The sequence below is a fragment of the Streptomyces sp. NPDC107581 genome (assembly GCF_055657175.1).
Genome location: NZ_JBVKBH010000010.1, coordinates 225,150 through 251,340 on the forward strand (window position 1 = coordinate 225,150; position 26,191 = coordinate 251,340).

General features: G+C 71.5%; 9 protein-coding genes. All 9 read right to left on the minus strand.

The genetic code is table 11. The features are described 5' to 3' along the window. Window positions 1-157 precede the first annotated feature (157 nt). Window positions 158-307, minus strand: a complete 150-nt coding sequence (locus ACZ7P3_RS26065; protein WP_472085550.1) for an XdhC family protein — start codon at window positions 305-307, stop codon at window positions 158-160. Between the two features lie 154 nt (window positions 308-461). After that, window positions 462-1,583: a phosphopantetheine-binding protein gene (locus ACZ7P3_RS26070; protein WP_472085461.1), complete on the minus strand. Its 1,122-nt coding sequence runs from the start codon at window positions 1,581-1,583 to the stop codon at window positions 462-464. 7 nt (window positions 1,584-1,590) lie between these two features. Continuing rightward, on the minus strand, window positions 1,591-7,536 hold the full coding sequence (locus tag ACZ7P3_RS26075) for an amino acid adenylation domain-containing protein (protein WP_472085462.1): 5,946 nt from the start codon (window positions 7,534-7,536) through the stop codon (window positions 1,591-1,593). 66 nt (window positions 7,537-7,602) lie between these two features. Next, complete coding sequence (locus tag ACZ7P3_RS26080) at window positions 7,603-8,826, minus strand: hydantoinase/carbamoylase family amidase (protein ID WP_472085463.1); 1,224 nt, start codon at window positions 8,824-8,826, stop codon at window positions 7,603-7,605. 17 nt (window positions 8,827-8,843) lie between these two features. Continuing rightward, a complete protein-coding gene (locus ACZ7P3_RS26085) occupies window positions 8,844-9,647 on the minus strand; it encodes a thioesterase II family protein (protein ID WP_472085464.1) in 804 nt (267 codons plus the stop codon). Then, entirely contained in the window at window positions 9,644-10,900 is a 1,257-nt protein-coding gene (locus tag ACZ7P3_RS26090) for an MFS transporter (RefSeq protein WP_472085465.1), read from the minus strand. The genes ACZ7P3_RS26085 and ACZ7P3_RS26090 overlap by 4 nt, the downstream gene beginning before the upstream one ends. 4 nt (window positions 10,901-10,904) lie before the next feature. Continuing rightward, a complete protein-coding gene (locus ACZ7P3_RS26095; protein WP_472085466.1) occupies window positions 10,905-11,177 on the minus strand; it encodes a hypothetical protein in 273 nt (90 codons plus the stop codon). Continuing rightward, the gene (locus ACZ7P3_RS26100; RefSeq protein WP_472085467.1) at window positions 11,174-11,395 is read right to left on the minus strand and encodes an MbtH family protein; all 222 of its coding nucleotides are present in this window, start codon (window positions 11,393-11,395) and stop codon (window positions 11,174-11,176) included. The genes ACZ7P3_RS26095 and ACZ7P3_RS26100 overlap by 4 nt, the downstream gene beginning before the upstream one ends. A gap of 46 nt (window positions 11,396-11,441) precedes the next feature. Next, window positions 11,442-26,168, minus strand: a complete 14,727-nt coding sequence (locus ACZ7P3_RS26105; protein ID WP_472085551.1) for an amino acid adenylation domain-containing protein — start codon at window positions 26,166-26,168, stop codon at window positions 11,442-11,444. Window positions 26,169-26,191 lie beyond the last annotated feature (23 nt).

The following is a 26,191-nucleotide window of genomic DNA, read 5'->3' on the forward strand; positions in this document are numbered from 1 at the left end:
CCCCCGGGTAGCCGCAACGCGCGCGTCAGCAGTGGGACGTCGGACTTGGGGTCGTGGTCGAGGACGCAGACGGCCGCGGCCAGGGAGGCGCTGAGCTCCGAGCGAGCCGCCGCCGGATCAACGCGCTCGATGAGGATGGCCACGGTGCCGCCGCAGATCAGCCCACGTCGAGCGGGTCCTCGTCCGAGGAGGTGAGATGCTCCGCCCACGGCGGTGCGCCGGACAGGGCTTCCTGACAGAGCTCGTAGGCGGCCCCTTCGACGCAGCCGCCGGAGTTGCTGCCGACCACGGTCGCGGCGGCATCCACCGCCAAGGCCGACCCCGGGCACGCGCGGTGCGCTGCCTGCGGTCCCGACGACGGTCGCCACCGCGAAGGGTGCGCCCCCGCTCGGACCACGGAACCAGTTCTCGGACGATGTCGAGCATCGCCCCACCCCCGTTCAGTCTCTTCACGCGTCTCGTTACCCGACGGCTTCCAGCACCGCCCGCGCCAGGCCTTCGACGTAGGGACGGCCGAACAGTGACAGGTGCTGGCCGGGGACGACGACCGTGCGCAGGTCACGGCAGACGGCCTGCCAGGCATGCCGTGCGGCGTCGCGCTGTCCGGCATCGCTATCGGTGGCCTGAACCAGCGTCACAGGACCCTCATACGGCTGCAGTTGGTACTCACGTGCCGCCGTGACGTGGGCTTCGAGCATGAGCACCTTCGCCCGGACGACGTCCCGCTCGGCATCGGTCAGCCCGGCCGCGGCGGTCATGACCAGCTCTACGCCCTCCAACAGCGGAAGGGACTGCGCCGCCGCGAGGTCCACCGGGACCCGGTGGCCGATCGCCGCCTGGAGCTCCTCGACGAGCCCGGGGACGATTCCGAAGTCGTCGGTGTCCGGGATCGTGCCGGCCGGGTAGCTGTCCACCAGGACCACGTGGGCCGGGACGCGCGCGGCCGCGGCCCGGAGCCGGGCGGCCTCGAACGCCACGATGCCGCCCATCGACCACCCCAGCAGGACCGGCTGGTCCGCCGAGTCGTCCGGATCCTCCACCAGCGCCGAGTCGTCGGGCAGCGCAGCGAGCAGTCGTGCGGCGAGTGCGCCGATGCCGTGGTCCTCTCCCGGGGCGATCGGCGGAAACCGGAACGCCTGGACAGTCCTCGCGGTCTCCGCTTCGGCGAACGTGGCCGCGAACTCGCGCAGGCTCACCACCTCGCCACCGGCAGGCGGGACGCACACGATCCGAGCGTCGCAGGCAGAGCCGGCCCCGACGTTGACGCCGCGTGCCAGCACCACCAGATCAGAGTCCTGTGCCCCCGCGTCCCCGGCGACCAGCCTCGCGATCGCCGTCGGCGACACCCCGTCCCCGCCCACCGCACCGTCGGTGTCGAACAACGCGGACAGCGGAATGTCGGTCGCGAAGGCCGCGTTGACCCGCGCAACGAGCTGCACCGCCAGCAGCGAATGGCCGCCCGCGTCGAAGAAGTCCTCATCGGGCACGATCGGGCTGACGCCCAGCAGTTCTTCGAAGATCTCGACCACGGAGGCGACCGTCTGCTCCGCCCCGCGACCGCCGGTCATCGTTTCTTGCGTCATCGGCGCTTCACCCTCCCGTGGTGACTTCGACTTTCCCGAGCAGCGTCCCGGGCGACACCGCCAGCGCCTCCAGGAAGGCCAGGTATCGGCCCAGGAAGCCGGTCATGGACGACTCCTCGAAGAGCTCTGCGGCGTATTCCAGGACGCCGCTGATCCCGCCGTCGGCGTGCTCTTCGAGGTTCAGGCTGAGGTCGGCGCGGGCCTGGACCCCGACGTCGACGACACTCGCCGTCACCCCGGGCAGCACCGGCTGCCGCACGGCCGCGTTCAGCGAGACCTTGAGTTGGAACAGCGGGCTCTGATTGCGGCTCCGGGGCGGGTTGACGAGGCGCACCACCTGCTCGAACGGCAGCTCGTGGTACGCGTAGGCGTCGATACAGGTGTCGCGCACCTGCCGCAGCAGCTCGCGCAGGCTCTGCTCGCCGCTCACACCGGCCCTGAGGACCAGTTGATTGACGAAGAACCCCACCAGCCGCTCGGCGTCGGCGCCGGGCCGGTTCGCCACGTCGATGCCCACGACCGCGTCGGTCTGACCGGTGGTGGCGTGCAGCGCGCAGAAGGAGCCGGCCAACAGCGCCATGAACAGCGTCGCTTGCTCCGTACTGCACTGCACGCGCAGCCCCGCAACCACGTCCGCGGGCAGATGGAACGGCAGCGCCGCGCCTTCCCCGGTGGAGCGGGCCGGCCGCGGCCGGTCCAACGGGATCGTCGGCAGATCCAGGATCCCGGCCAGTCGGCCGCGCCAATGGTGGCGGTGCGCGGTGAAGTCCTGCCCGCGCTCGGACCGGGCGAAGTCCGAGTACTGCGCAGGCAGCGACGGCAACGGCTCGCCCGCGTAGCGGGCGGTGATCTCGTCGAAAAGGATCTGCGCGGACCACCCGTCGTAGGCGATGTGGTGCAGCAACAGCATCAGGATGTGCCGATCCGGGCCGCGACGCAGCAGCCACGCCCGCAGGGCCGACTCACGCGCCAGGTCGAAGGGACGGAGCGCGGCGACGCGCAACAGCGCGTCGGTGTCCGTCCCGGCGTCCGTCGCAGGATCGATCACTACCAGCCGGGTGCTCCCGGGGGCCAGGACCCGTTGGAAAGGCCGCCCCTGGCGCGACTCCAGCACCGTCCGCAGGATGTCGTGCCGGTCGGCAACCTCCCGGACCGCCCGCGCCAGCGCGGGAACGTCCACCGGCCCGTCCAGGGCAACGAACAGCGGCACGTTGAACGTAGTCGAGGCGGGGTCGAGCTGATGCAGGAACCACAGGCGCTCCTGGGCGAACGACAGGACACCCGGATCGGCCGACGCTTCAGCACCCGCCGGGCCCGGCCTCGGGGTCTCGGCGTCCGCCGCGGCGACCACCGTGGCGAGCTCGGCGAGAGTCCGCCGCTCGAACATCGTCCGGGTGGGGACCTCGACGCCGAACGTCTTCCGCAACCGGTGCAGGACCTGGAACGTCAGCAGCGAGTGGCCGCCGAGCTCGAAGAAGTCGTCGTCTGCGCCGATCCCGTCGAGGCCCAGCAGCTCCTCCCAGATCGCCGCGATCCGCCCCTCCAGCGCCGTCAGCGGGCGGCCGCGTGTCCCCGACCGTGCGGCGCGCCCGGCACCGGCCCGGCTGATCACCGCGATCCTGCGCAGCGCCGCGAGGTCGAACTTGCCGTGCGCCGTCAGCGGCATGGAGCGGACCAGGACGTATCGCGCGGGCCGCATGGCGATCGGCAGCCGGTCGGCGGCGAAGTCCGCGACGGCGTCCACCAGACCGGACCGCCGTTCACGCCACAACGGGTCGTTGGCGTAGCGACGCCAGTCGTCCGCGGCGGGAACCACTTCGGTGGTGTCGGCTGGCGACCGCTGCGAATCCGCACCCGCGCCCGCCCGACGCGGCACGGCGTCACGGTCTGCGTCGGCAGCGCCGACCGTCGGCAGCCGAAGGCCACCCGCAGCGTTCGCAGCGGCGTCCGATCGACGCAGCACGATGTCATAGGCACCGTCCGCATATCCCTCGGCCCAGCTCGGCTCGGCGTCATAACCGGCCCCGGCAGCGGCGACGACCAGCTCTTCGACGAAGCCTGAGTCATGCTCTCCTCCATCGGCCTGACCGGTGACGAAGCCGGCAGTGGCGGCCGCCGGGGCCGCCGCCAACGCCGCCAGCAGCCGCCGGTCCGAGGCCAGCCGAGGGTTCGGAACGCCGCGCAGCGTGACCCGCTCCGGGCGCTCCTCGGCCAACCGTCCCGCCAGAGCGTCGCCTCCGAGACCGCCCGACCAGTCCCACCTCAGGCCGTCGGGCTCCGCCCGTCCGTCGAAGGTCAGCACGGCGTCATAGCGGTAGCGGCTCAGTTCGTTGTCGTAGCCGCCGGTCCTCGGCAGCACCCGCACACCGCTCAGCCGCGGCCAGCGTCCCCGCAGCGCGTCGAACAGCCGGGGGTCGAGGCAGAGCTCCTCCTCGTCGGAGAGATCGGCTGCGACGCGCGCCCTGATCTCGTCGACCTGGTCGGCCGGTGGCGCCTGGAACAAACGCACGCTGGTCCGGAACAGCGGCTGGAGCACCTCGTTGCGGACGTCGCCGAGGAATATGCGGCCGCCCGTCTCCAGCGCCCCCACCGCACGGTCCAGCACGGCCAGCAGGTATCCCACCGAGGGGAAGTACTGGAGCACCGAGTTGATGACCACCAGGTCGAAGCGGTCCCCGTCCCGGACCGCCTCGTGCGCCGCCGCCACCTCGCATTCGACCCGTCCGTCCGGCTCGAACACACGGCGCAGGCGGTCGATGGACGCCTGCGCGAAGTCGGTCGCGCGGTAGGACTCGCACCCCGGCGCGATCCGCTCCACGATCATGCCGGTTCCGGCACCGATCTCCAGGACCCGCCGCGGTCCGAGGGCGGCGATACGCCCGGCGGTCTCGTCCAGCCACTGCCCCATCTGCGTCGGATCCAGCAGCTTGCCGGTGTAGCTGCTGGTCCACCCGGTCAGCGCCGTCGACTCCGCGTCGGAGTCCTGCGGCTGGTCCAGATCCTGGTACGTGTCCGTGTAGAGCATCCGCCACTGTTCGACCCGCTCCATCAGCTCGGCCAGGTGGGCCGCTTCCGGTGAATCGGCGGGGTCGTGCAGGTCGGCCGGTTCGACAAAGGCCGTCAACCGGTCGTCCACGAGGTCGACGACTGCCTGCCGGACGCCGGGCGCGGCGGTCAGTGTCGCCGCGATCTCGTCGGGCTCGATCCGGTGCCCGCGTACCTTGACCTGGCGGTCCCGGCGCCCCAGATAAACCAGCTCACCGTCGGCCCGCACCACCACCGAGTCGCCGGTGCGGTACAGCCGCCCGCCGTTCCCGCCGAACGGGTCGGGGACGAACCGCTCGGCCGTCTGCCCGCCCTGGCCGAGATAACCGTACGCGACCCCGACGCCCCCGATGTACAGCTCGCCCGCCACACCGCGCGGCACGGGCCGCATCTGGTCGTCGAGCACATGGACCCTCGTGTTGGCGATCGGCCGGCCGATCGGCACCGGACCCTCGGGGTCGATGTCGGCGGTGGCCTCGTAGACGGTGCAGGCCACGGATGCCTCGGTCGGGCCGTACTCGTTGAACAGCCGGGTGCGCCGCGGTCCGGCCAGCCAGGGCAGCACCGCGCTGCCGTGCAGCATCTCGCCGCCGATCACCAGCCCTTCGGCGTCGAAGCTCTGACCGGTGTCGCTCAGCATCCGCAGATGCGACGGGGTGAGCTTCACGAAGCTCGCCTTTTCCGAGCGCCGCGCCCAGTGCAACAACGCCTCCGCCGTCGGGCCACCGTCGTCCGCGACCACGATCCGCTGCCCGCACAACAGCGGGGCGAACAGGGTGGTGATGGTGAGGTCGAAGCCGAGCGAGGAGTGCAGCGGCGCACCGTCGCCCTCGGCCACGCGGTAGTGCTCCGCAGCCCACAGCAGATAGTTCGCCACCTGACGGTGAGCGATCAGGGTGCCCTTGGGCGTGCCGGTCGATCCGGAGGTGTAGATCACGTACGCCCCGTCACGGTCGTCCCCGCCGACAGCCGGTGCCTGCTCGGAAGGCTCCGCGTCCGAGACCAGGACGGCGCGGGCTCCCTCCCACGACGTGTGGTACGCCGCCGACGTGAGGACCACGGCCGCACCGCTGGAGGCGATCATCCGCGCCGACCGGGCCGCGGGATAGGCGGTGTCGAGAGGGAGGAAGGCAGCTCCGGCCTTCAGCACGCCGAGCATCGCGCCGACCGCGTCCGCGGAGCGGTCCAAGAGCACGCCGACCACGTCCCCACGGTGTACCCCCTGGGCCCGAAGCAGGTGCGCGACGCCGTTGGCCCGCCGATCGAGCTCGCGGTAGGTGACGTCGCCGGCGGCCTGGTCGCTGACCGCCGTCGCGTCCGGGGTCCGGGCAGCCTGCTGCTCGAACAGGTGGTGCAGTGCGGTGTCGGCCGGGAGCGGCAGCTCGGGGCCCGCGGCATCGGCGACCAGGTCGGCGGTCTGGCTCCGAGTGAGGATCGGCAGTTCTTCCAACTTTGTTGCGGGCTGGGCCAGTGCGGCGGTGAGCAGCGTCTGGAAGGAGTCCGCGATCTGCTCCGCCGTCGAGCGCTCGTACAGGTCGGCCGCGTAGATCAGCGAGCACTCCATCCCCTGCTCCGTCTCCAGGACCACCAGGTCCAGGTCGAAGCGGGCACCGTCGTGATCGAGGTCGAGCGGGGTGATGACCAGGCCCTCCGCGGTCGTGACGGTCTCCGGCGTGTTGTGGAACGCCAGGTTGACCTGGTAGAGCGGATTGCGGCCGGCCTGCCGCTCGGGGTATAGCAGCCGAGCCAGGACGTCCACCGGAACATCCTGGTTGTCGTAGGCGACCAGGCAGGTGTCGCGGACCTCGGCCAAGAACGCGGCGAAGCTCAGCGTTCCGTGCGGGCGGCTGCGGATGATCAGGGAGTTGACGAAGAAGCCGATCAGGTCGTGGAACCCGTGGAACCGGCGGTTGGCGACCGGGGTACCGACCAGGACGTCGTCGTGCCCGGTGAAGCGGGCCAGCGCCGCCTGGAACGCGGCCAGTAGCACCATGAATGGCGTGCCCCCGCAGTCCAACGCCAGCCGATGGACCTCCTGGGCCATGGCGGGCGGCAGCAGGAAGTGGCAGACCTCACCGTTGCGGGTCACAGTCGCGGTGCGCGTGTGGTCGGGGGGCGGAGCGCACTGCTCGGCGGCCCCGGCGAGGCGGCCGACCCAGTAGGCCTGCTGCCGCTTGGCCTCCTCGGTCTCCAGCCAGTCGTTCTGCCACCTGGCGTAGTCGGCGTACTGCAGCCGCAACGGCGGCAGGGACGCCGGCCGGTCCTCAAGCCGGGCCGCGTAGAACTCCGCGAACTCGCGGGCGAAGACCGAGAACGACCAGCCGTCGACGATGGCGTGGTGGAACGTGGTCAGCAGCAGCGCCTCAACCGGTGACTGCAGAACCAGGTGGAACCGCACCAGCGGCCCGTGCCGCAGGTCGAAAGGCGCGCCTTGTTCGGCGCGCACCAGCCGGTCGCTCTCTGCCGCTCGGAGCTCGGGTGTCAGACCGCTGAGGTCGACGACCGCGAGCCGTCGGCGGGTGTGCGGAACGACGTGTTGCACCGGCTCGCCGTCGACGATCGGCAGGGAGGTCCGCAGCACGGCGTGGCGCCTGACGATGTCGTTCAGCGCTGCCTCGATCAGCGTCGGCCGGATGGTCCCGCGCAGCGCCACTGGCGCGGGACTGTTGTAGGCCGCGCTGTCCGGGTCCGTCTCGTGCAGCACCACCATCCGGCGCTGGGTGAACGACGAGGGTGCGGTGGCCGCGGCCTCGTCGGCCCGGTACGCCCCGCCGGACAGGCCGCGCTCCCACATCCGCTGCCACAGCCGGGCCCGCTGTGCAGGCGGCAACTGCTCGATGCGGCGACGGACATCATCGAGGGAATCGGAGGACTGGTCTGTCGTCTGCACGGATCCTGTCGCGTCCATGATCGGTGATTGATCCATTCTCGGTGTCGGTCGTCACGGTGTCGTGGGGCAGCGGCGGGGGCGGCGTCATCCCGAGCACAGCCGCTCCGCGCACGCCAGCAGGACCCGGGCCCCCGCGACGAGGTCGTCCGGGGCAGTGTCCTCGGCGGGGGTGTGGCTGAGCCCGTCCCGGCTGGGGACGAAGATCATGCCGATCGGCGCTATCCCGGCGATGATCTGGGCGTCGTGGCCGGCGCCGCTGGGCAGCGTCGTCGTGGCGTATCCGGACTCCTTCGCCGCGGTCGCAATCAGGTCAGCCAGGCCCGGGTCGGTGGACACCGGGGCGACGCGCATGGTCCGGCGGACCTCGAAGCGGCAGCCCGTCGCGTCGGCGAGCCGGGCCGCCTCCCGCCGCAACGCCCGCTCGGCCGCGTCGAGCCGGTCCTGCGAGGTGTCGCGCACCTCCGTCGTCAGCCGGACCAAGCCTGGGACGACGTTCGTGTCGCCGGGCTGGACGTGCAGCGCGCCCGTGGTCGCGACCCGGCAGTGCCGGTGCTCGGCAGCGATGTCCCGCACCGCCGTGACGAGTCCGGCCGCGCCCACCAGGGCGTCGCGGCGGTACTCCATCGGCGTCGTGCCGGCGTGCCCGGCCCGGCCGGTGACCTCGACCTCGAAGACGTGGCGGCCCACGATCGACTCGACCACGCCGATCGGGATGCCCGCCTGCTCCAGCACCGGCCCCTGTTCGATGTGCAGCTCCAGGTACGCCGCCACCGTCCCGTCCGGCCACGCCGCCGCGGCCACCGCGTCGAGATCGCCGCCGACCTGCCGCAACGGTTCGCGCAGCGACCGGCCCTCGCGGTCCACGGGATCGCATGCGAGCCGTTCCGCCCCGCCGGCGAACGCCGTCGAGCCCCAGAACGGCTGCGGGTACAACGCGCCCTCCTCGTTGGCGAACGCGACCGCCACCGGTTCGAGCCCACCGGGGTCGACGACGAGCGCCTCGACGACTGCCAGCGCGGCCAGCACGCCGTAGGCGCCGTCCAGACGTCCGCCGTTGTGCACGGTGTCCAGATGCGAGCCCATGACCAGGCTCGGTCGGGTACCGAATGGCTCCCGGCCCAGGAGCAGGTTGCCCGCCGGGTCGACGCGCGCGTCCAGTCCGCCGCACCGTGCTTCTCTGGCGACGTAGTCGATCGCCGCTCGGTCGGCGGCGCTGAACCCTGGCCGGCTCACCCCTCCGTCGGGGCCGGCCCCGATCCGGGCGAGTTCGGTCACCCGCCGCAGCAGGGTCGCGTCATCCAGCCGCATGGAAGTCTCCGTCCGCCTCAATCCTCATCAAGCCTCATCAGAACGACCGGCCGGGGCGCCCGGGAACCCGGCGGCCTCGGCACCCGCTGGCTCCCGAGCGATCGCCGCAGCGACCTCAGGCGCCCCTGATCCTCGAGATGGAAGTGGCCACCGGTGAAGGCGCGCAGGGCGAACCGCCCGCGCGTGAACCGTCGCCGGCAGAGTGCCTCGTCCGGGCCACGGACCGGGTCGTCCAGGCCCGCGTACGCGGTGACCGGGACGGTGACCGGCGACGTCTCCGGTCCCGGATGGTTCTCCGGCAACCGCAGATCGTCGCGCGGCACAGGCAGGAGCACCTCGCGGTACCCCGGATCGTCGAGCATTGAACCCGTGCCGGCCGTCGAGCCGTCGCACCGTCTCGACGAGCTCATGGTCCGGCGCTGCGTGCAGCCGCGAGGGCCGGACTCGGTCCGGGGCGACGCGGCGGAGACGAACAGGTGCCGCACCGCGATCCCGAACCGCTGCTCCAGCACCGTCGCGGCTTCGAAGGCAACAGTCGCGCCCGTGCTGTGCCCGAACAGGACCGGTGGCCGGTCCCCCAGCGGGACAAGGACGTGCACCATGCGCGCCGTCAGCTGCCGTAACGAGGACGGCGGCGCCTCGCTGCGGCTCCCCGTACGTCCGGGGTAGCGGACGGCCACCATCTCGATCGAGCCCGGCAGCCGTGCCCGCCACGTGCGGAACACCGTCGGCGAACCGCCCGCGTGCGGGAAGCAGATCAGCCGCACCGGTGCGCGCCAAGCCGGGGCAGTGCGCGGCCGGCCCTCCGATGTCCGGCTCATGACGTCCTCGCAGCCTGATCGCCGCCTTCGAACACCAGCTGCCGCGAGGCCGAAACGATCACTGGCGCGCTCGCCAACCCGGCCGCCACCAGCAGCAGACCGCCGACGACGAAGGGCGCGTGCAGGCCGTAGCGCTCGGCGACGACCCCGGACAGGCCGGCCCCCACGGGCATCGCGGTCAGGGCGATGGTGCGGTAGATGCTCGTCACCCGGCCCAGCAGGTGTTCGGGCACGATCCGCTGCCGGAGCGAGACCGCGACGACGTTCCACATGCCGTTGGCCAGACCGGCGAGTGTCAGGGCGGTGATCGCGGCCGGCAGGTTCGAGGTCAGCCCCGCCAGCAGCACCGCGCCTCCCATCAGCACCGCGCCGCCGACCAGTGCGCCCGGATAGCCGGTCAGCTTCCGGACCATCGGCGCCGCCCCGGAACCGGCCACGGTGCTCAGCGCGAGCACCGACAGCAGCACGCCGTATCCGAGGTCACCAAGGTGCAGCACCTTCCCCGCGTACAGCACCAGGACCGCTTCCGCGACGGCGGTGACCCCGTTCAGCACCGTCACCAGCGCGCAGACGGTCCGAAGCAGCCGATGCCGCCCCAGCCACCGCACTCCGGTCAGGGCATCGCCGGCCAGGCCGGCCAGGCCGGGCCGGTCCACGCCGGCCGCGTCAGCCGCACCGGCCGAGTCGGCCGGACGGCCCACCGGGGCCAGCGCGGCGACCAGAACGGCCGCGACGAAGAAGCACGCGGCGGCGGTGACCAGCGGCCCGGCCCGCCACACGGCGAACAGCACCGCGCCCACGACCGCGCCGACCAGCGTCGAGGCCGCGGCCTGCGCCGAGAACAGCCAGGAGTTGGCCCGTTCCAGATCCTTCGGCGGCACCAACTGCGGAACGATTGCCGACGCCGAACTGTCGAACACGGTCTCCGCGGTGCCGATCAGGAACGACACCGTCATCAGCACCGCGATCGCCCCGCCGACGCCGGCCACGGCGATCGCGAACGCGCCCATGACCACCGCCCGGCCGAGGTCGACCAGCAGCATCAGCGATCGCCGGTCGTACCGGTCGGACAACGCCCCGCCGAGCAGCCCGAACAGCGGCCACGGCAGGTATCCGGCGACGAACACCAGCGAGACCGCGCGCGGGTCGCTGCTGAAGGTGGTCGCGATGAGCGGGAACGCGACGTACCTGATGCCGTCGCCGAGCGCGGACAGTGTCGAGGCCGACCACAGCAGCCAGAATGACCGGTTCACGGTATTACGACGCTCCGAGAGCGTCTTCGAGCAGGCCCTCGGGGATCTCGAAGCCGAGTTCGGCGCGGCAGAACGCCCGCCAGTCGTCCGTGGGCGCGGCCACCAGGGTGGCCGCGTCGGCGACGACGGGGTTGTCCACCACGGTGAAGTCGTCCCAGACGTAGGCGACATCGTCGTCGCCCAGGTGGTCCTGGGGGGCCAGCGCCAACGACGCCCAGCCCTCGAACCGGCGCAGCTCGGCGACCCGGTATCCGCGGCAGTAAAACTTCGGTGTCATCGCGCGGCGTCCTCTTCCATGGCGCGGCGCACACTCAGCGGCCGCATGTCGGTCCAGACCTCGGCCACGTGCTCCAGGCACGCCGCCTTCGCGCCGCCGAAGCCGGCGTCGGTCCAGCCGTGCGGCATCTCCATGTCGGCGGGCCAGATCGAATACTGCTCCTCGTGGTTGACCACTACGCGGTACGTGCGCTCGTCGTCACGATCGGTGGTGTCCATGGTGCCTTCCTGTCTCGGTGATGGTCGGTGTCCTGGTCGGTGGTGATCAGTGGTCGTCGAGCCCGGCGCCGTCGGAGGACAGCCGTTCGAGGTCGTCCAGCAGGGCGTCGATCTCGGCCAGGTCGTCGGGGTCGGTGCGGGTCGTCGAGGCGTCGATCCGGCTCGCCAGGCCGGCGAGGGTGGGCGCCTCGAACACCGCCCTGATGGGCAGTTCGGTCTGCAGGGCCTCCCGGATGCGGGCGATCAGCGTGGTCGCCAACAGCGAGTGCCCGCCGGCCAGGAAGAAGTCGTCGTCGACGCCGACCTGCTCCCGGCCGAGCACCTCGGCCCAGATCCGGACCAGGGCCTGTTCGGTGGGAGTACGCGGTGCGACGTATTCCGCCGTCACGCGCGCGGACTCCGACACCATGGGCAGGGCCGCCGCATCCAGCTTTCCGTTCGGAGTCAACGGCAGGGTGTCCAGCACCATGAACGCCGAGGGCACCATGAAGTCCGGCAGGTCAGCGGACAGCGCCTGACGCAGTTCGGCAGGCTCCGGCAGGACCGGCCGGTCGGTGGCGAGGTAGGCGACGAGAACCTGCCCCGTACTCTCGGTGCGGGCGACCACGGCGGCCTGGGTGATGCCAGGCCGGGAGCGCAGGCGCGCCTCGATCTCGGCCGGTTCGATCCGGAACCCGCGGATCTTCACCTGACGGTCGGTCCGGCCCAGGAACTCCAGCACCCCGTCACGGTTCCACCGGCACAGGTCCCCGGTGCGATACATCCGCTCCCCCGCACCGTGGAACGGATCCGGCAGGAACCGCTCGGCGGTCAAGGCCGCACGGTACAGATACCCGCGCGCGACACCGGCTCCGGCCAGGAACAGTTCTCCCGGCACTCCGTCCGGAACTGGCCGCATGCCTTCGTCGAGCACGTACGCCCGGGTGTTGGCGATCGGAGTTCCGATCGGCACAGACACCGGCCAGTCCGTACCTTCCGGGCCTCCCACGGTCCAGTGGGTGACCACATGGGTCTCGGCCGGCCCGTAGTGGTTGTGCAGTCGGCGCTCCGGCAGCTCCGAGACGAACAACCGCATCTGCTCACTTGGAGTCAGCGCTTCTCCGGCCTGCACGAGATGGTGCACAGACGGCAGCGGAAGGCCGGCCTTGAGCGCCTGCGCGCAGACGAGTTCCAGAACCAGGTTCGGAGCGTAGACCTCGGTGACGGCGTTCCGGTCGAGCCAGCGGACGAACTCCGCCGGGTCCAGCCGGGTCTCCTGCGTCGGAACGGCCAGGGCCTTGCCGAACAGCAGGGCGCCGAGGATCTCCTGGGCGGCGACGTCGAAACTGAGCGAGGTGAACTGGGCCACGACCTCCCCGGCGCCGCCGGGGAGGGCCCGGTGATGCCAGGTGAGGAGGTTGTGCAGACCGGCGTTGGGCATGACCACGGCCTTGGGGCGGCCGGTGGACCCGGAGGTGTAGATCAGGTAAGCCGGGTTCTGGGGCCGGATCGGACCTGTGCGCTCGGAGTCGGTCAGATCGCTGTCGTCCAGCGCCGCGACAGCGGCCAGGATGTCCGGATCGTCCAGGTGCAGAGCCGGAAGGTCCTCCGGCACCGCGGCCGGGAAGTCCGACCGGGTCACGGTCAGAACCGGCCGCGCGTCCTGCAACATGAAGGTCAGCCGGTCCATCGGGTAGTCCGGGTCCACCGGCATGTACGCCGCTCCGGCCTTCACCACCGCGAGCACGGCCGTGACCATGTCGATCGAGCGCGGCAGCGCCATCGCGACGATCTGCTCCGGACCGGCGCCGCGTGCGGCCAGGTACCGGGCGAGCTGGTTCGCCCGCCGGTTCAGCGCGTCGTAGTCGAGCGTCACCGCCGAACCCGCCCCAGCCGGTTCGAACACCACCGCGAGGGCCGTGGGCGTCTGTCGCACCTGCTCTTGGAACAGGGCGACGACGCTGCTGCCAGCCATCCCCACCGGTTCCGGGTTGCGACCGGTGAGCAGGCTCTCCCGCTCACCGGGTCGCAGAATATCCACGTCACCGAGCGCAGCGTCGGGATCATCGGCCAGCGCGGTCAGCATCCGCACATACCGGTCGGCGAGAACAGCGGCGCTCTCCTGGTCGAACAAGTCGAGGGAGAACTCCAGCAGACCGTCGATCCCGCCGTCCTCACCCTCGGCGAGGTTGAAGAAGAGGTCGAATTTCGCGGTGGTGGTCGGCGTCGACTCCTCGACGATCCGCAGCCCGGGCAGCTCGACGTCGTAGTGCGGTGTGTTCTGCAGAGCCAGCATGACCTGGAACAACGGATGCCGGGACAGGGAACGCGGCGGGTTGACCGCCTCCACTACGCGCTCGAAGGGGACGTCCTGGTGCTCGTACGCGGCCAGAGCCGTGCTCCGCACCCGGGCGACCACGTCGCGCAGGGTCGGGTCACCGTCTGTGTCGACCCGCATGACCAGGGTGTTGGTGAAGAACCCGACCAACTCCTCCAGCGCCGGATCCGTACGCCCGGCAAGCGGGGTACCGATCGCCACGTCCGATCCCGCGCCCGTACGGGAGAGCAGCCCGGCCAGCCCGGCGAGCACGACCATGAACAGGCTCGCCGAGCCCTCCCGGCCGATCGCGGACAGCTGCCGGGTGAGCACCGGGTCGATCCGGAACGGCACACCGCCGCCCCGGCCCGAGGCCACCGCAGGACGCGGCCGGTCGGTCGGCAGCTGGATCTCCGCCGGTACTCCGGCCAAGGCCGTACGCCAGAACGCCAACTGACGCGACGCGGGGCTGTCCGGGTCGTCCTCGGAGCCCAGCATCTCGCGCTGCCACACCGTGTAGTCGGCGTACTGCACCGGCAGCGGCGACCACGAGGGGGCATGGCCGTCGCGCCGCGCCAGGTAGGCCATGCCGACGTCGCGCGCCAGCGGCGCGAACGACCAACCGTCCCCGGCCACGTGGTGCAGGACCAACAGCAGCACGTACTCGTCGGATCGGACCCGGAACAGCCACACCCGCAACGGCAGGTCCACCAAGAGGTCGAAGTCGACCTCGCAGGCCTGCGCCGCCAGTTTCTCGACATCGGCACCAGCGGCGTCTCCCCGGTCACCGACATCCACGAAAGACGCCGTCGGTATGCCGTCGCCGAGCGGCAGCACCACCTGTTGCGGCGTGTCGTCGAGCTCGACGAACCGGGTCCGCAGCACCTCGTGCCGACCCACCACGTCCGCCAACGCCTCGTGCAGGGCGGCGAGATCGACGTCTCCGGTCAGCCGCAGCGCCATCGGGATGTTGTAGACCGGGTTCGGACCTTCGAAGCGGTTCAGGAACCACAGCCGCGACTGCGCGAACGACAGCGGAATCACGTCCGGACGCGGACCTGCGACCACACCGGCCCGAACCCTGCCGGCCCCGCCACCGGCGGCCAACCGCTCAGCGAGCAGCGCGACCGTCGGCGCCTCGAACACCGCCCGGATGGGCAGCTCGGTGCGGAAGTCCTCGCGTATGCGCGCGACCAGTGTCGTCGCCAACAGCGAATGGCCACCGGCGAGGAAGAAGTCGTCGTGGACGCCGACCTGGTCCCGGCCCAGTACCTCGGCCCAGATCCGGGCCAGGGCCTTTTCGGCGTCGGTACCTGGCGCGGCATAGTCCATGCCGGTCACCCGCGCAGACTCCGAAACGGTCGGCAGCGCCGCGATGTCCAGCTTTCCGTTCGGCGTCAAAGGCAGGGTGTCCAGCACCACGAACGCCGAGGGCACCATGAAGTCCGGCAGGTCGGCGGACAGCGCCTGACGCAGTTCGGCAGGCTCCGGCGGGGTGGATCGATCGGTGGCGAGATAGGCGACAAGGACCTTCCCGGTGGGCCCGGTGCGGGCGACCACGGCGGCCTGGGTGACCCCGGGCCGGGAGCGCAGGCGCGCCTCGATCTCGGCCGGTTCGATCCGGAACCCGCGGATCTTCACCTGACGGTCGGTCCGGCCCAGGAACTCCAGCGCCCCGTCACGGTTCCACCGGCACAGGTCCCCGGTGCGATACATCCGCTCGCCGACGCCGTGGAACGGATCCGGCAGGAAGCGGTCGGCGGTCAGCCCGGCGCGGTTCAGGTACCCCCGGGCGACACCGTGCCCGGCCAGGAACAGTTCACCGGGCACTCCGACCGGGACCGGACGCATGTTCTCGTCGAGCACGTACACCCGGGTGTTGGCGATCGGCGATCCGATCGGCACCGACACCGGCCAGTCCCTGTCGTCGGAGGTCAGTGTGTGGCTGGTGACCGCGTGTGTCTCGGCCGGGCCATAGATGTTGTGCAAGCGGCGCTCCGGCATCGCGGCGAAGAAGGATCGCAGCTGGTCGGAGACTCGCAGCGCCTCGCCGCCCTGCAGCAGATCCACCAGGGCCGGCAGATCGGTGCCCAGCATCCGGGCGGTGTCGCAGACCGCTTCCAGGACCAGGGTGGGTGCGCACAGCTCGGTCACTTCCAGCCGGTCCAGCCAGCGCACGAACTCCGCGACGTCGGCCCGCACCGCCTCGGTGGGGACGGCCAGCGACTTGCCCGACACCAGGGGCGCCAGGATCTCCTCCACGCAGAAGTCGAAGCCGATGGCCGTAAACTGTGCCATGCGGCCGGCGGGGCGCCTGCCGACGGTCGCCCGGTGCCAGGCGAGGAGGTTGTGCAGGCCGGCGTTGGGCATGACCACGGCCTTGGGGCGGCCGGTGGACCCGGAGGTGTAGATCAGGTAGGCCGGGTTCTGCGGACGGACCGGACCGGTCCGTCCGCCGTCGGTGAGATCGCTGCTCTCGAGTGCCGCGATCGCGGCCAGGGTGTCCGGATCGTCCAGCCGCACCAGTGACAGACCCTCCGGCAGCGGGGCCGGGAAGTCGGAGCGGGTCACCGTCAGCACCGGCCGTGCGTCCTGGAGCATGTAGGTCAGCCGCTCCACCGGGTATTCGGGGTCGAGCGGCATGTACGCCGCCCCCGCTTTCATGGCGGCGAGGAAGACCGTGACCATCTCCGGCGAGCGCGGCAGCGCCATCGCGACGATCTGCTCCGGACCGGCGCCGCGTGCGGCCAGGTACCGGGCGAGCTGGTTCGCCCGCCGGTTCAGCGCGTCGTAGTCGAGCGTCACCGTCGAACCCGCCCCGGCCGGTTCGAACACCACCGCGGGGGCCGTGGGCGTCTGTCGTACCTGCTCTTGGAACAAGGCGAGCGCGCTGTCCCCTGCCACGGCAAGCTCGGGGTTGCGGTCGACGAGCAGGCCTTCGTACTCCCCGGGCAACAGGATGTCGACGTCGGCGAGTACGGCGTCCGGGTCGTCGGCCAGCGCGGCCAGCATCCGTACATACCGGTCGGCGAGAATCGCGGCGCTTGCCTCGTCGAACAGGTCGCGGGCGAACTCCAGCGTTCCGTCGATCCCGCCGTCCTCGGTGTCGGCGAGGTCGAAGAAGAGGTCGAACTTGGCGGTCGTGGTCGGCGCCGGCTCCTCGGCGATCCGCAGCCCGGGGAGCCCGACGTCGTAGCGGGGCGTGTTCTGCATGGCGAGCATGACCTGGAACAGCGGGTGCCGGGACAGCGAGCGCGGCGGGTTGATCTCCTCGACGACCCGCTCGAAGGGGATGTCCTGGTGCTCGTAGGCGGCCAGGGCGGTGTCCCGAACCCGGACTACCAGATCCCGCAGCGTCGGGCTCCCCCCGGTGTCGACGCGCATCACCAGGGTGTTGACGAAGAAGCCGACCAGCTCCTCCAGCGCCGGGTCCGTACGCCCGGCGAGCGGCGTACCAATCGCCACGTCCGATCCCGCGCCCAGGCGGGTGAACAGACCGCCCAACGCCGCGATCACGACCATGAACAGGCTGGCGCCGTCTTCCCGGCCGTGCCGCCGCAGCCGCTGGGTGAGCTCCGGATCGATCGTGAACGGCACGCTGGCACCGCGGCCCGAGGCCACCTGCGGACGCGGCCGGTCGGTCGGCAGCTGGATCTCCGCCGGCACTGTGGCCAGGGCCGCGCGCCAGTACGCCAGCTGCTTGGACACCGAGCTCTCGGGATCGTCCTCGGAGCCCAGCATCTCGCGCTGCCACACCGTGTAGTCGGCGTACTGGACGGACAGCGGCGACCACGAGGGCTCCCGGCCCTCGCGCCGCGCCGCGTACGCCACGCCGATGTCCCGCGCCAGCGGTGCCATCGACCAGCCGTCCCCCGCCACGTGGTGCAGAACGACCAGCAGCATGAACTCGTCGGGCCGGACCCGGAACAGCCACACCCGCAACGGCAGGTCCTCCGAAAGGTCGAAGTCGACCTCGCAGGCCTGTGCCAGCAACCGGTCGGTATCCGCGCCCGCATCGACGTAGACGATCGGCGGCACACCTTCGCCGAGCGGCATCACCACCTGCTGCGGCACCTCGTCAAGCTCGATGAACCGGGTCCGCAACACCTCATGCCGACCCACCACATCGGCCAACGCCGCACGCATCGCGGCGAGATCGACATCCCCGGTCAGCCGCAGCGCCATCGAGATGTTGTAGACCGGGTTGGGGCCCTCGAACCGGTTCAGGAACCACAGCCGCGACTGCGCGAACGACAGCGGCACCACCTGCGGACGGGGGCCGGCAACCACCCCGGCCCGAACGCCGTTCCCGTCGCCGGCCTCCAACCGTTCGGCCAACAACGCCACCGTGGGCGCCTCGAACACCGCCCGGATCGGCACTTCGACGTGGAACGCTTCGCGAATGCGGGCGATCAGCGTCGTAGCCAGCAAGGAATGGCCACCGGTCAGGAAGAAGTCGTCGTGGACGCCGACCTGGTCGCGGCCGAGCACCTCGGCCCAGATGCCGGCCAGAGCCTCTTCGGTGTCGCTGCGCGGGGCGACGAACTCCACACCGGTCACCCGCGCGGACTCCGACACCGCCGGCAGCGCCGCCACATCCAGCTTCCCGTTCGGCGACAACGGCAGGGCGTCCAGCACCACGAACGCCGAAGGCACCATGTACGGGGGAAGCAGGTTCCGGAGCCGCGCGTGGGCTGCCACGTCCATCGGATCGGCCTGCCCGCCGGTCGCGAGGTAGGCGACGATACGCGCTTCACAGTCGGCGCCCCGGTCGATGACAGCGAGTTCGGCGAGCCCGGTGACGGCCCGCACGGCGGCCTCGACCTCACCGAGGTCCACCCGGTTCCCGCGGATCTTGACCTGTCGGTCCGACCGGCCCAGGTACTCGATCGAGAGGGTGTCGCCGTCGGCCACCAGACGGACCGCGTCGCCCGTCCGGTACAGCCGGGCCCCGGGCACGGCGCTGAACGGATGTGGGACGAACCGGTCGGCGGTGAGCGCGGGATTGTCGAGGTAACCGCGGGCCACGCCCACACCGCCGGTGTAGAGGATCCCCGGCACCCCGGGCGGCAACGGCCGCATCCACTCGTCGAGCACGTACGCCTCGGCGTTCGGGTACGGCAGGCCGATCGGCGACCGGTGCGGGCGCTCTCGGTCCCGCTCCCCGTAGACGTGGAAGGTGGTGTCGACGGTGTCCTCGGCGAGCCCGTAGGAGTTCACCAGCACCGTGGATCCGCCGAGTACCGACCGCACCGCTTCCAGGTCCTGGTTGTAGACGGTCTCCGAGCCGACGATCAGCACCTTCATGGTGTCGAGCCGGCGGCCCAGACCCGCGACGTACGCGGCCAGCCCCTTCAGCACTGTGGGCACGAACTCGGCGCAGACCACCGCCTCCTCGTCGATGAGCCGCAGTAGCCGCGGCGGATCGAGCAGCGCCTCGCGGGGGCAGACGACGAGTTTCGCGCCGGAGCCCAGGGCCCGCACCACGTCGCCGATGAACACGTCGAACGCGCCGTTCGCCATCTGCAGGACGCAGTCCACACCGGATCCGAGGCCGTAGGCCGTGGTCCAGCCCCGCAACCGGGCCAGCAGGGCCCGCTCGGACACCATCACGCCCTTCGGTCGGCCGGTGGAGCCCGAGGTGTAGACGATGTAGGAGAGCGCGTCCGGTACGGGCGCCCGGCGCGGATCCTCGGACGACTCGCCGTCGATCTCCGGATCGTCCAGGAACAGGGTCGGCCCGCTGTACCCGTCCGGCACCGGTACGTCCCGGTCCTGGGAGAGGACCAGCGCCGGTGCCGCGTCCGTGACGATGGCGTCCCGGCGCGCGGGCGGGGCATCGGGATCGAGCACGACCAGGGTGGCGCGCGCCTTCCAGATCGCCAGCACCGCCGCCAGCATCGGCACGCCGCGCCGGGCGGCCAGACCGATCCGTACCTCGGGGCTGGCCCCTCGGCGCAGCAGGGTGTGGGCTATGCGGTTGGCATGGCGGTCGAGGTCGCCGTAGGACACGCGGTGCGATCCGGACACGGCCGCCACGGCGTCCGGTCGCCGCGCGGCCCACGCCTGGAAGACGTCGACGACCGAGTCTCCGACCGGCTCGGCGGCGAGGGCACCCCGGGCACGGGCGAGCAGTTCGGCCTCGTGGTCCGGCCGGGCCATCGGCAGCGCGGCGACCGTGCCGGCCGGCTCGCTCAGGACCTCCTCCAGGATGAGCTCGTACAGCTCCGCCAGGCGCCCGGCCGTGGACTCGTCGAAGAGGTCGGAGTTGTAGGTGATGCTGACCGTCGCCGGGCCGGAGTTGGGCAGCCGGACGTCGACTTCCAGCTCGGCCGGGGAGTAACGGCGCGGCGGGAGCACCACGGTGGCGCGCACGCCTTCCAACTCCGGCGTCGAGACGTCCTGGTCCAGATTGAACAGGGTGCTGAACAGCTGTGTGCGCACCGAGTTGCCGTCCTGGGCCAGGCGTCCGCGCAGCCGGGAGAACGGGAAGTCGGAGTGCCGGTAGGCCTGGACGAGCCTCGCTTGCAGCCGCTTGAGATAGTCGCGGACGCTCTCGCGAGCGCCGAGCATGCTCCGGACCGGAACGACATTACTGCAGTTCCCGACCAGCCGGGTGGCGTCCTCGTGGGCGCGCTGCGCGACGGGGACCCCGACCACCAGGTCGTCCTGGGCGCTCAGGCGGTGCAGCAGGATCGCGTACGAGCCGAGAAGGGCGGTGAACGGCGTCACCCCGAGGCGGCGCCCGACTCCGACGAGGCCGCGCACCGCCTCCTCGCCGAGTGGACGGACCACCCGGCCGCCGCGGTAGGTGACGGCCGCGCCGTGCGGCCGGTCGGTGGGCAGCTGTAACGCCGGGATGCCGCTCGCGAAGTGCCGGTGCCAGTACTCTTCGTCGGCGTGCCACTGGTCGCCGTCGACCCGTTCCCGCTGGCGGCGGACGAAGTCGGCGTAGCGCGGGGCCGGGGCCAGCTCGGGCGTGCCACCCGTGCGGCGGGCGTTGTAGATCCGGCCGACCTCGTCGAAGAGCACTGCGAAGGACCAGCCGTCGATGACGGCGTGGTGCGCGGACATGTAGAGGCAGTGATCGGTCTCGGAGAACTCAAGCACAGCGGCGTTGATCAGCGGGCCCGCGACCAGGTTGAACCGCCGGTCGCCCTGCCGGTCGAGCCAGGTGCTCAGTACGGCGTCCCTCTGATCCGGGGGCGTCCGAGTGAGATCGACCGCCACCACCTCGACGGAGCCGTCCGGCAGCGCCGACTGGCTACGGCCGTCCGGCGCGATCACGGTACGCAGGATGTCGTGGCGGGCCAGCGCTTCGATGACCGCGTCGCGCAGCAGCGCCGGGTCCAGCGGCCCGTCCAGTCTCAGCAGGACGCTCTCGTTGTAGGCCCGTGCTTCGTCGACCCCGAGCTGGTCGAGGATCCACAGCTCCTGCTGGACCTCGCTGAGCGGGTACCCGCCGGTGTCGGCGGCGGGCACGGACCGGTCCGCCTCCGGGCGCGGTGCCCCGGCCGAGTCACCCGAGCCTGCGGCGTCCGCAGGACCGGTCATGCCGGGGAAGAGCTCGTTCTCCAGCATCTGGTCGACCACGCCGAGGATCGACTTCTCGACGAGCGCGACGTCCTCGTCGTTGTGCGCGGTCGACAGGAAGCAGTTGCGCCCCTCCCAGATGTAGACGCCGGCGTTCAGGAGAGCCAGGTAGAAGACTTCGAGGACCTCTGGCGGCACGGCGCGCCCGCCGAGCCGGAACCGGAACAGTGACCCGAACGAGACAACCTCGATCGGCACGCCGAGCCGGGTGAATGCCTCGTTCAACCGGCCTACCAGGGCCGTGACGCGGTCGCCGAGCTCCTGCTGGAGCACCGGGCCCCGCCGCCGGAGCTCGTGCAGGACCGCCCGGCTCGCGGCCAGCGCCAGCGGGTGCTTGCAGAACGTCCCCATGTAGAACGTGCGCAGCCCGTCCGGCGGCGCCCCCTCGAAGCTCCAGGTGCCGCCGTCGATCGTGTCGAGGAAGGCCCGGCGACCGGCCACCACGCCGAGCGGCAGGCCGCCGCCGATGACCTTGCCGTACGTGGTGATGTCGGCCTCGATCCCGAACAACGCGCGCACGCCCTGCTGGTGCATGCGGAAGCCGGTGATCACCTCGTCGAAGATCAGGGCCACGCCGGCCTCGCGTGTCATCCGCCGAAGCTCGGCGAGAAACTCCCGGGGCTGCAGGTCGGGACGCCGACTCTGGACCGGCTCGACGAGCACGGCGGCCAGTTCCGGCAGCCGCTCCCTGATCGCCTGCAGCGCGGTCTCGGTGCCGTAGGGCAGCACCACGGCCTCGGTGCCGATGCCCTCGATGATGCCCGGGGCCAGCGGCGCCGCAGCACCGGCCGCACCGGCCACGTCCTGGCGCGCCATCACCGTGTCGGCGGCGCCGTGGTAGGACCCGGTGAAGGTGACGATCTTGCTGCGGCCGGTCACCGCGCGGGCCATCCGGATCGCGACCATGACCGCTTCGGACCCGGTGTTGCAGAACACCGCCCGCTCGTTGCCGGTCATCTCACAGATCAGGTCCGCCACCTCTGCCGCCAGGGCGGGCTGCGGTCCCAGCTGCATCCCGGCCGCGAGCCGGCCGGTGATGGCGCGGTTGATGAACGGCGCGTTGTGGCCGAACAGGTTCACGCCGAAGCCCATGGTGAGGTCGAGGTACTCGTTGCCGTCGACGTCCACCAGACGCGCCCGGTCCGAGGTCTCCACCACGAGCGGATAGTGCGTATCTCGCAGGAGGTGGTCGATGCGCGGTGCGTGCCGGGCGTCGGAGTGGTGCACACGCTCGCTGATCGCGTGGGCACGCGAGCGCGCGGTCCGTTCGCAGAACCGGGCCACCAGTTCCTCGATATAACGCTCGGCGCGCGGACCCAGCCGGGTCGGCCGACCGGAGGACGCCGGGGCCATGCCGCCCATAGGCAACACCGGGGCGGGCACAGCCGATTCCGCCATGGCCGGGGTCTGCGCGGGGGCCGGAGCAGGCTCCGATACGGCCGTCGCCTGGGCCTGGGCCGGTACCCCGGCCGACGTCGGGATGGGCGCCGGGTCCGACCTGATCAGCTCGTACGCCTGGGCCATCACCTGGGCATGCACGTCGAGGAACCGCTGTGCGACCGATCCCAACGCGGCGATCGGCGTCGCGGCGCCCGGTGTCGCGGGGATCGCGGCGACGGCAGCCGGAACGGCGACCGGGTCGGGGACCGCCGTCACGGTCTCGGCGAACGCCGGGGCATCCATCGGAGCGTGCTCCATCAGGTATCCGGCAAGCAGTCGCAGGGTATTGACGTCATCGAACAGCTGGCTCACCGGTGGCGCGGCCCCGAACTCCTTGCGGACGGTCTGCAGGGTCTCGAACATCGTCATCGAGTCGGCGCCGAGCTCCAGCAACGGGACGTCCGGATCGAGCGGGACATCGGCCTGCAACAGCTTGCCGACCAGGGCGGTCAACTGATCGAGCACCTGGTCCAGACGGCCAGGTGCGGCCGGGAGGACGGCCATACTCATCTCCGATCGGGCCTGGACGGCGGGCAGCCAATAGGGCTTGCGTTGGAAGGGGTAGGTGGGCAACGGGATCCGCGGGACGGAGAGCCGGGAATGCACTGCCGGCCACTGGATCTCCCGGCCGGCGGCGGACAGCCGGGCCGCGCTGTCCATCAGCACCGACCAGTCGTCCTGGCCCTTCTTCAGGGACGGGAGCCACGTCGCACCGGCCAGGGAGCGACGCCCGAAGCCCAGCAGCACCGGATGCGGACCGACCTCGACGTAGGTGTCGCAACCCGCAGCCTCCAGCTGGAGCAGGGCGTCGGCGAACCGCACCGGTCGGCGCAGCTGCGTGGCGAAATAGTCGGCGTCCGGGGCAGTCAGCGGGCTGCCGGTCGCGGCGCCGATCATGGCGATCGTCGGCACCGCGTAGGCCATTCGGTCGGCCGCCGCCCGGACCCGGTCCATGGCCGGGTCCACCATCGGCGAGTGGAACGCATAGTTGGTGGCCACCGGCATGGTCACGACCCCCCGCCGCTCGCACTCGGCGCGCAGCCGCTCCACCGCTTCGAGGGGACCTGCGACCACCACGGCGCGAGGCGCGTTGACCGCCGCGACCGCGACCCGGTCGTCGGCGACCGTCGTCGCGATCAGGTCCAGCACGGTCGGCTCGTCGGCCAGCACCTGCGTCATCGCTCCCGGCTCGACGTGCTCCTGGAACGCCTGACCGCGCTCGACCGCGAACAGCAGGCCGTCGTCCCGGTCGAACACCCCGGCGATCGCCGCCGCCGCCAGCTCACCGAGGCTGTGGCCCAGGACGAGATCAGGTCCGACGCCCCACGACTGCCACAGCCGGCCCAGCGCGTACTGGACGGCGAACAGCGCCGGCTGCAGGACGCCCGCCCGGCTCAGCACCGTCTCGTCGGCGCCGAACAGCACGGAGGACAGCGTGTCGCCGAGACGGCCGCGCAGCACTCTGTCGCAGGCGTCGATCTCGGCCCGGAACGCCGGATGACTGCGATACAGCTCCCGGCCCATCCCGAGGTAGTGACCACCCTGGCCGGAGAACAGGAAGGCGAGCTTGCCCGATACCGCGCCCGACCCCTGATACACCCCGGCGGCCTGCCCGCGTCCGGCCCATTTCGTCAACTGCCTCGCCGCTGTCTCCGCGGCCTCGGCCGAGACCGCGAGCCGGTGTCGGAACCGGGTCCTGGTCGTGTTCGCCGCCATGGTGACGTCCGCGAACCGCACCGCATCGGGTCCGGTCAGGAAATCGGCGTAGCGGGCCGCGAGATCGGTCAAGGCCTCGGGGGTCCGCGCGCTCAGTGTCAGAACCCGGTGCGCTCCGCCGCTCTCCGACGGCTCCGCGCCCGCGGTGGACTCACCGAGCCCGGCTTCCCGCAGCACCACGTGGGTGTTGGTCCCGCCGAAGCCGAAGGAGCTGACCCCGGCCGTGCGCGGTCCCCCGCGCCGGGGCCACGGGCAGCGGACGTCGGCGAACCGGATCCGGTTGCCGACGTCCAGCGCCGAGCTGGGTGCCGTCAGGTTCGGTTGCGGGACGAGTTCGCCGTGCTGCAGCATCAGCACGACCTTGATCAGCCCGGCGATGCCGGCCGCCGACTCGGTGTGGCCGATGTTCGCCTTGACCGAACCGACGATCAGCGCGTCGGCGTCGCTGCGGTGGGCGGCCAGGGCCGCGTCCAGGGCCCGGGCTTCGACCGGGTCCCCGAGCGGGGTGCCGGTTCCGTGCGCCTCGACGTAGTCGACGGCGGCCGGCTCGATCCCGGCGTCCCGCGCGGCCGCCCGCAGTACCTCCCGCTGCGCCATCCCGTTCGGCGCGGTCAGGCCGTTGCTGCGCCCGTCCTGGTTCGCGGCGCCGCCCAGGATGAGCGCCAGGATCCGGTCGCCGTCGGCCAGTGCCTGCGACCGGCGCTTGAGCACGATGACGCCACACCCCTCGGACCGGCCGTAGCCATCGGCCGAGGCGTCGAACGCCTTGCTGCGGCCGTCGGCGGCCAGCATCCCGGCCCGGGCGAAGGCGTCGGTCAGGTCCGGGCTCAGGATCAGGTTCACCCCGCCGGCCATGGCCAGCCGGCTCTGCCCGGACCACAGGCTCTGGCAGGCCAGCTGCACGGCGACCAGGGACGAGGAACACGCCGTGTCCACGGCCACGGCGGGTCCGCGCAGGTCGAGCAGGTACGACAACCGGCTCGCGGCGACGGTCGGCGACTGGCCGGTGGCGTCGTAAGGTTCGACGTCGGTGCCGCGGCGCACGTTCAGCCGCGCATAGTCGACGTTACTGATCCCGAGGAACACTCCGGCGTCGGTGCCGGCCAACGTGGCCGGGACGATCCCGGCGTGCTCCAGCGCCTCCCACGCCACCTCCAGAACCAGCCGCTGCTGAGGATCGATGTGGTGCGCCTCGCGGTTGGAGATCGAGAAGAACTCCGGGTCGAACCCCGAGACGTCGTCCAACAGTCCATGAGGCGGGTGGATGCCGAGCATCTCCTCGCGGTCGGCCGGGCCGCCGATCGCGTCGCGGCCCTCGGCGAGCAGCCGCCAGTAGGCCGGGACGCCGGAGGCACCCGGGAAGCGACAGCCCAGGCCCACGACGGCAATCGGTTCCCGTTCGGCCGCCTGGTCAGGATCCTGCTCACCGTCCTGAGCCCGGTTCTGCGCCTGGTCACGACCGGGTCCGGTGAGGAACTCCGTGAGCCGGCGCGCGGTCGGATACTCCCACAGGAGGCTGGGCTCCAACGTCCGGCCGATCAGCTCCTGCAACTTGCCGAGCAGGACCAGCGCGTCCTTGGAGGACACGCCGTAGTCCAGGAACGGCTCGGTCGCCGAGACCCGGTCGCGCGGCAGCCGCGCGAGGTCGGCGACGTGCTCGACGATCCAGCGTTCGACGGCTGCGGCGTCCGGAGCACCGTCCTCGTTCTCGATGTTCCCCACGGGCATGGTCACGTTCTCTCCATGAGTCT

What these genes read in the sequence shown, in the direction of transcription:
- ACZ7P3_RS26070 (WP_472085461.1), bottom strand. Translation starts at nt 1,583, where the DNA reads ATGACGCAAGAAACGATGACCGGCGGTCGCGGGGCGGAGCAGACGGTC.
- ACZ7P3_RS26075 (WP_472085462.1), bottom strand. Translation starts at nt 7,536, where the DNA reads ATGGACGCGACAGGATCCGTGCAGACGACAGACCAGTCCTCCGATTCC.
- ACZ7P3_RS26080 (WP_472085463.1), bottom strand. Translation starts at nt 8,826, where the DNA reads ATGCGGCTGGATGACGCGACCCTGCTGCGGCGGGTGACCGAACTCGCC.
- ACZ7P3_RS26085 (WP_472085464.1), bottom strand. Translation starts at nt 9,647, where the DNA reads ATGAGCCGGACATCGGAGGGCCGGCCGCGCACTGCCCCGGCTTGGCGC.
- ACZ7P3_RS26095 (WP_472085466.1), bottom strand. Translation starts at nt 11,177, where the DNA reads ATGACACCGAAGTTTTACTGCCGCGGATACCGGGTCGCCGAGCTGCGC.
- ACZ7P3_RS26100 (WP_472085467.1), bottom strand. Translation starts at nt 11,395, where the DNA reads ATGGACACCACCGATCGTGACGACGAGCGCACGTACCGCGTAGTGGTC.
- ACZ7P3_RS26105 (WP_472085551.1), bottom strand. Translation starts at nt 26,168, where the DNA reads ATGCCCGTGGGGAACATCGAGAACGAGGACGGTGCTCCGGACGCCGCA.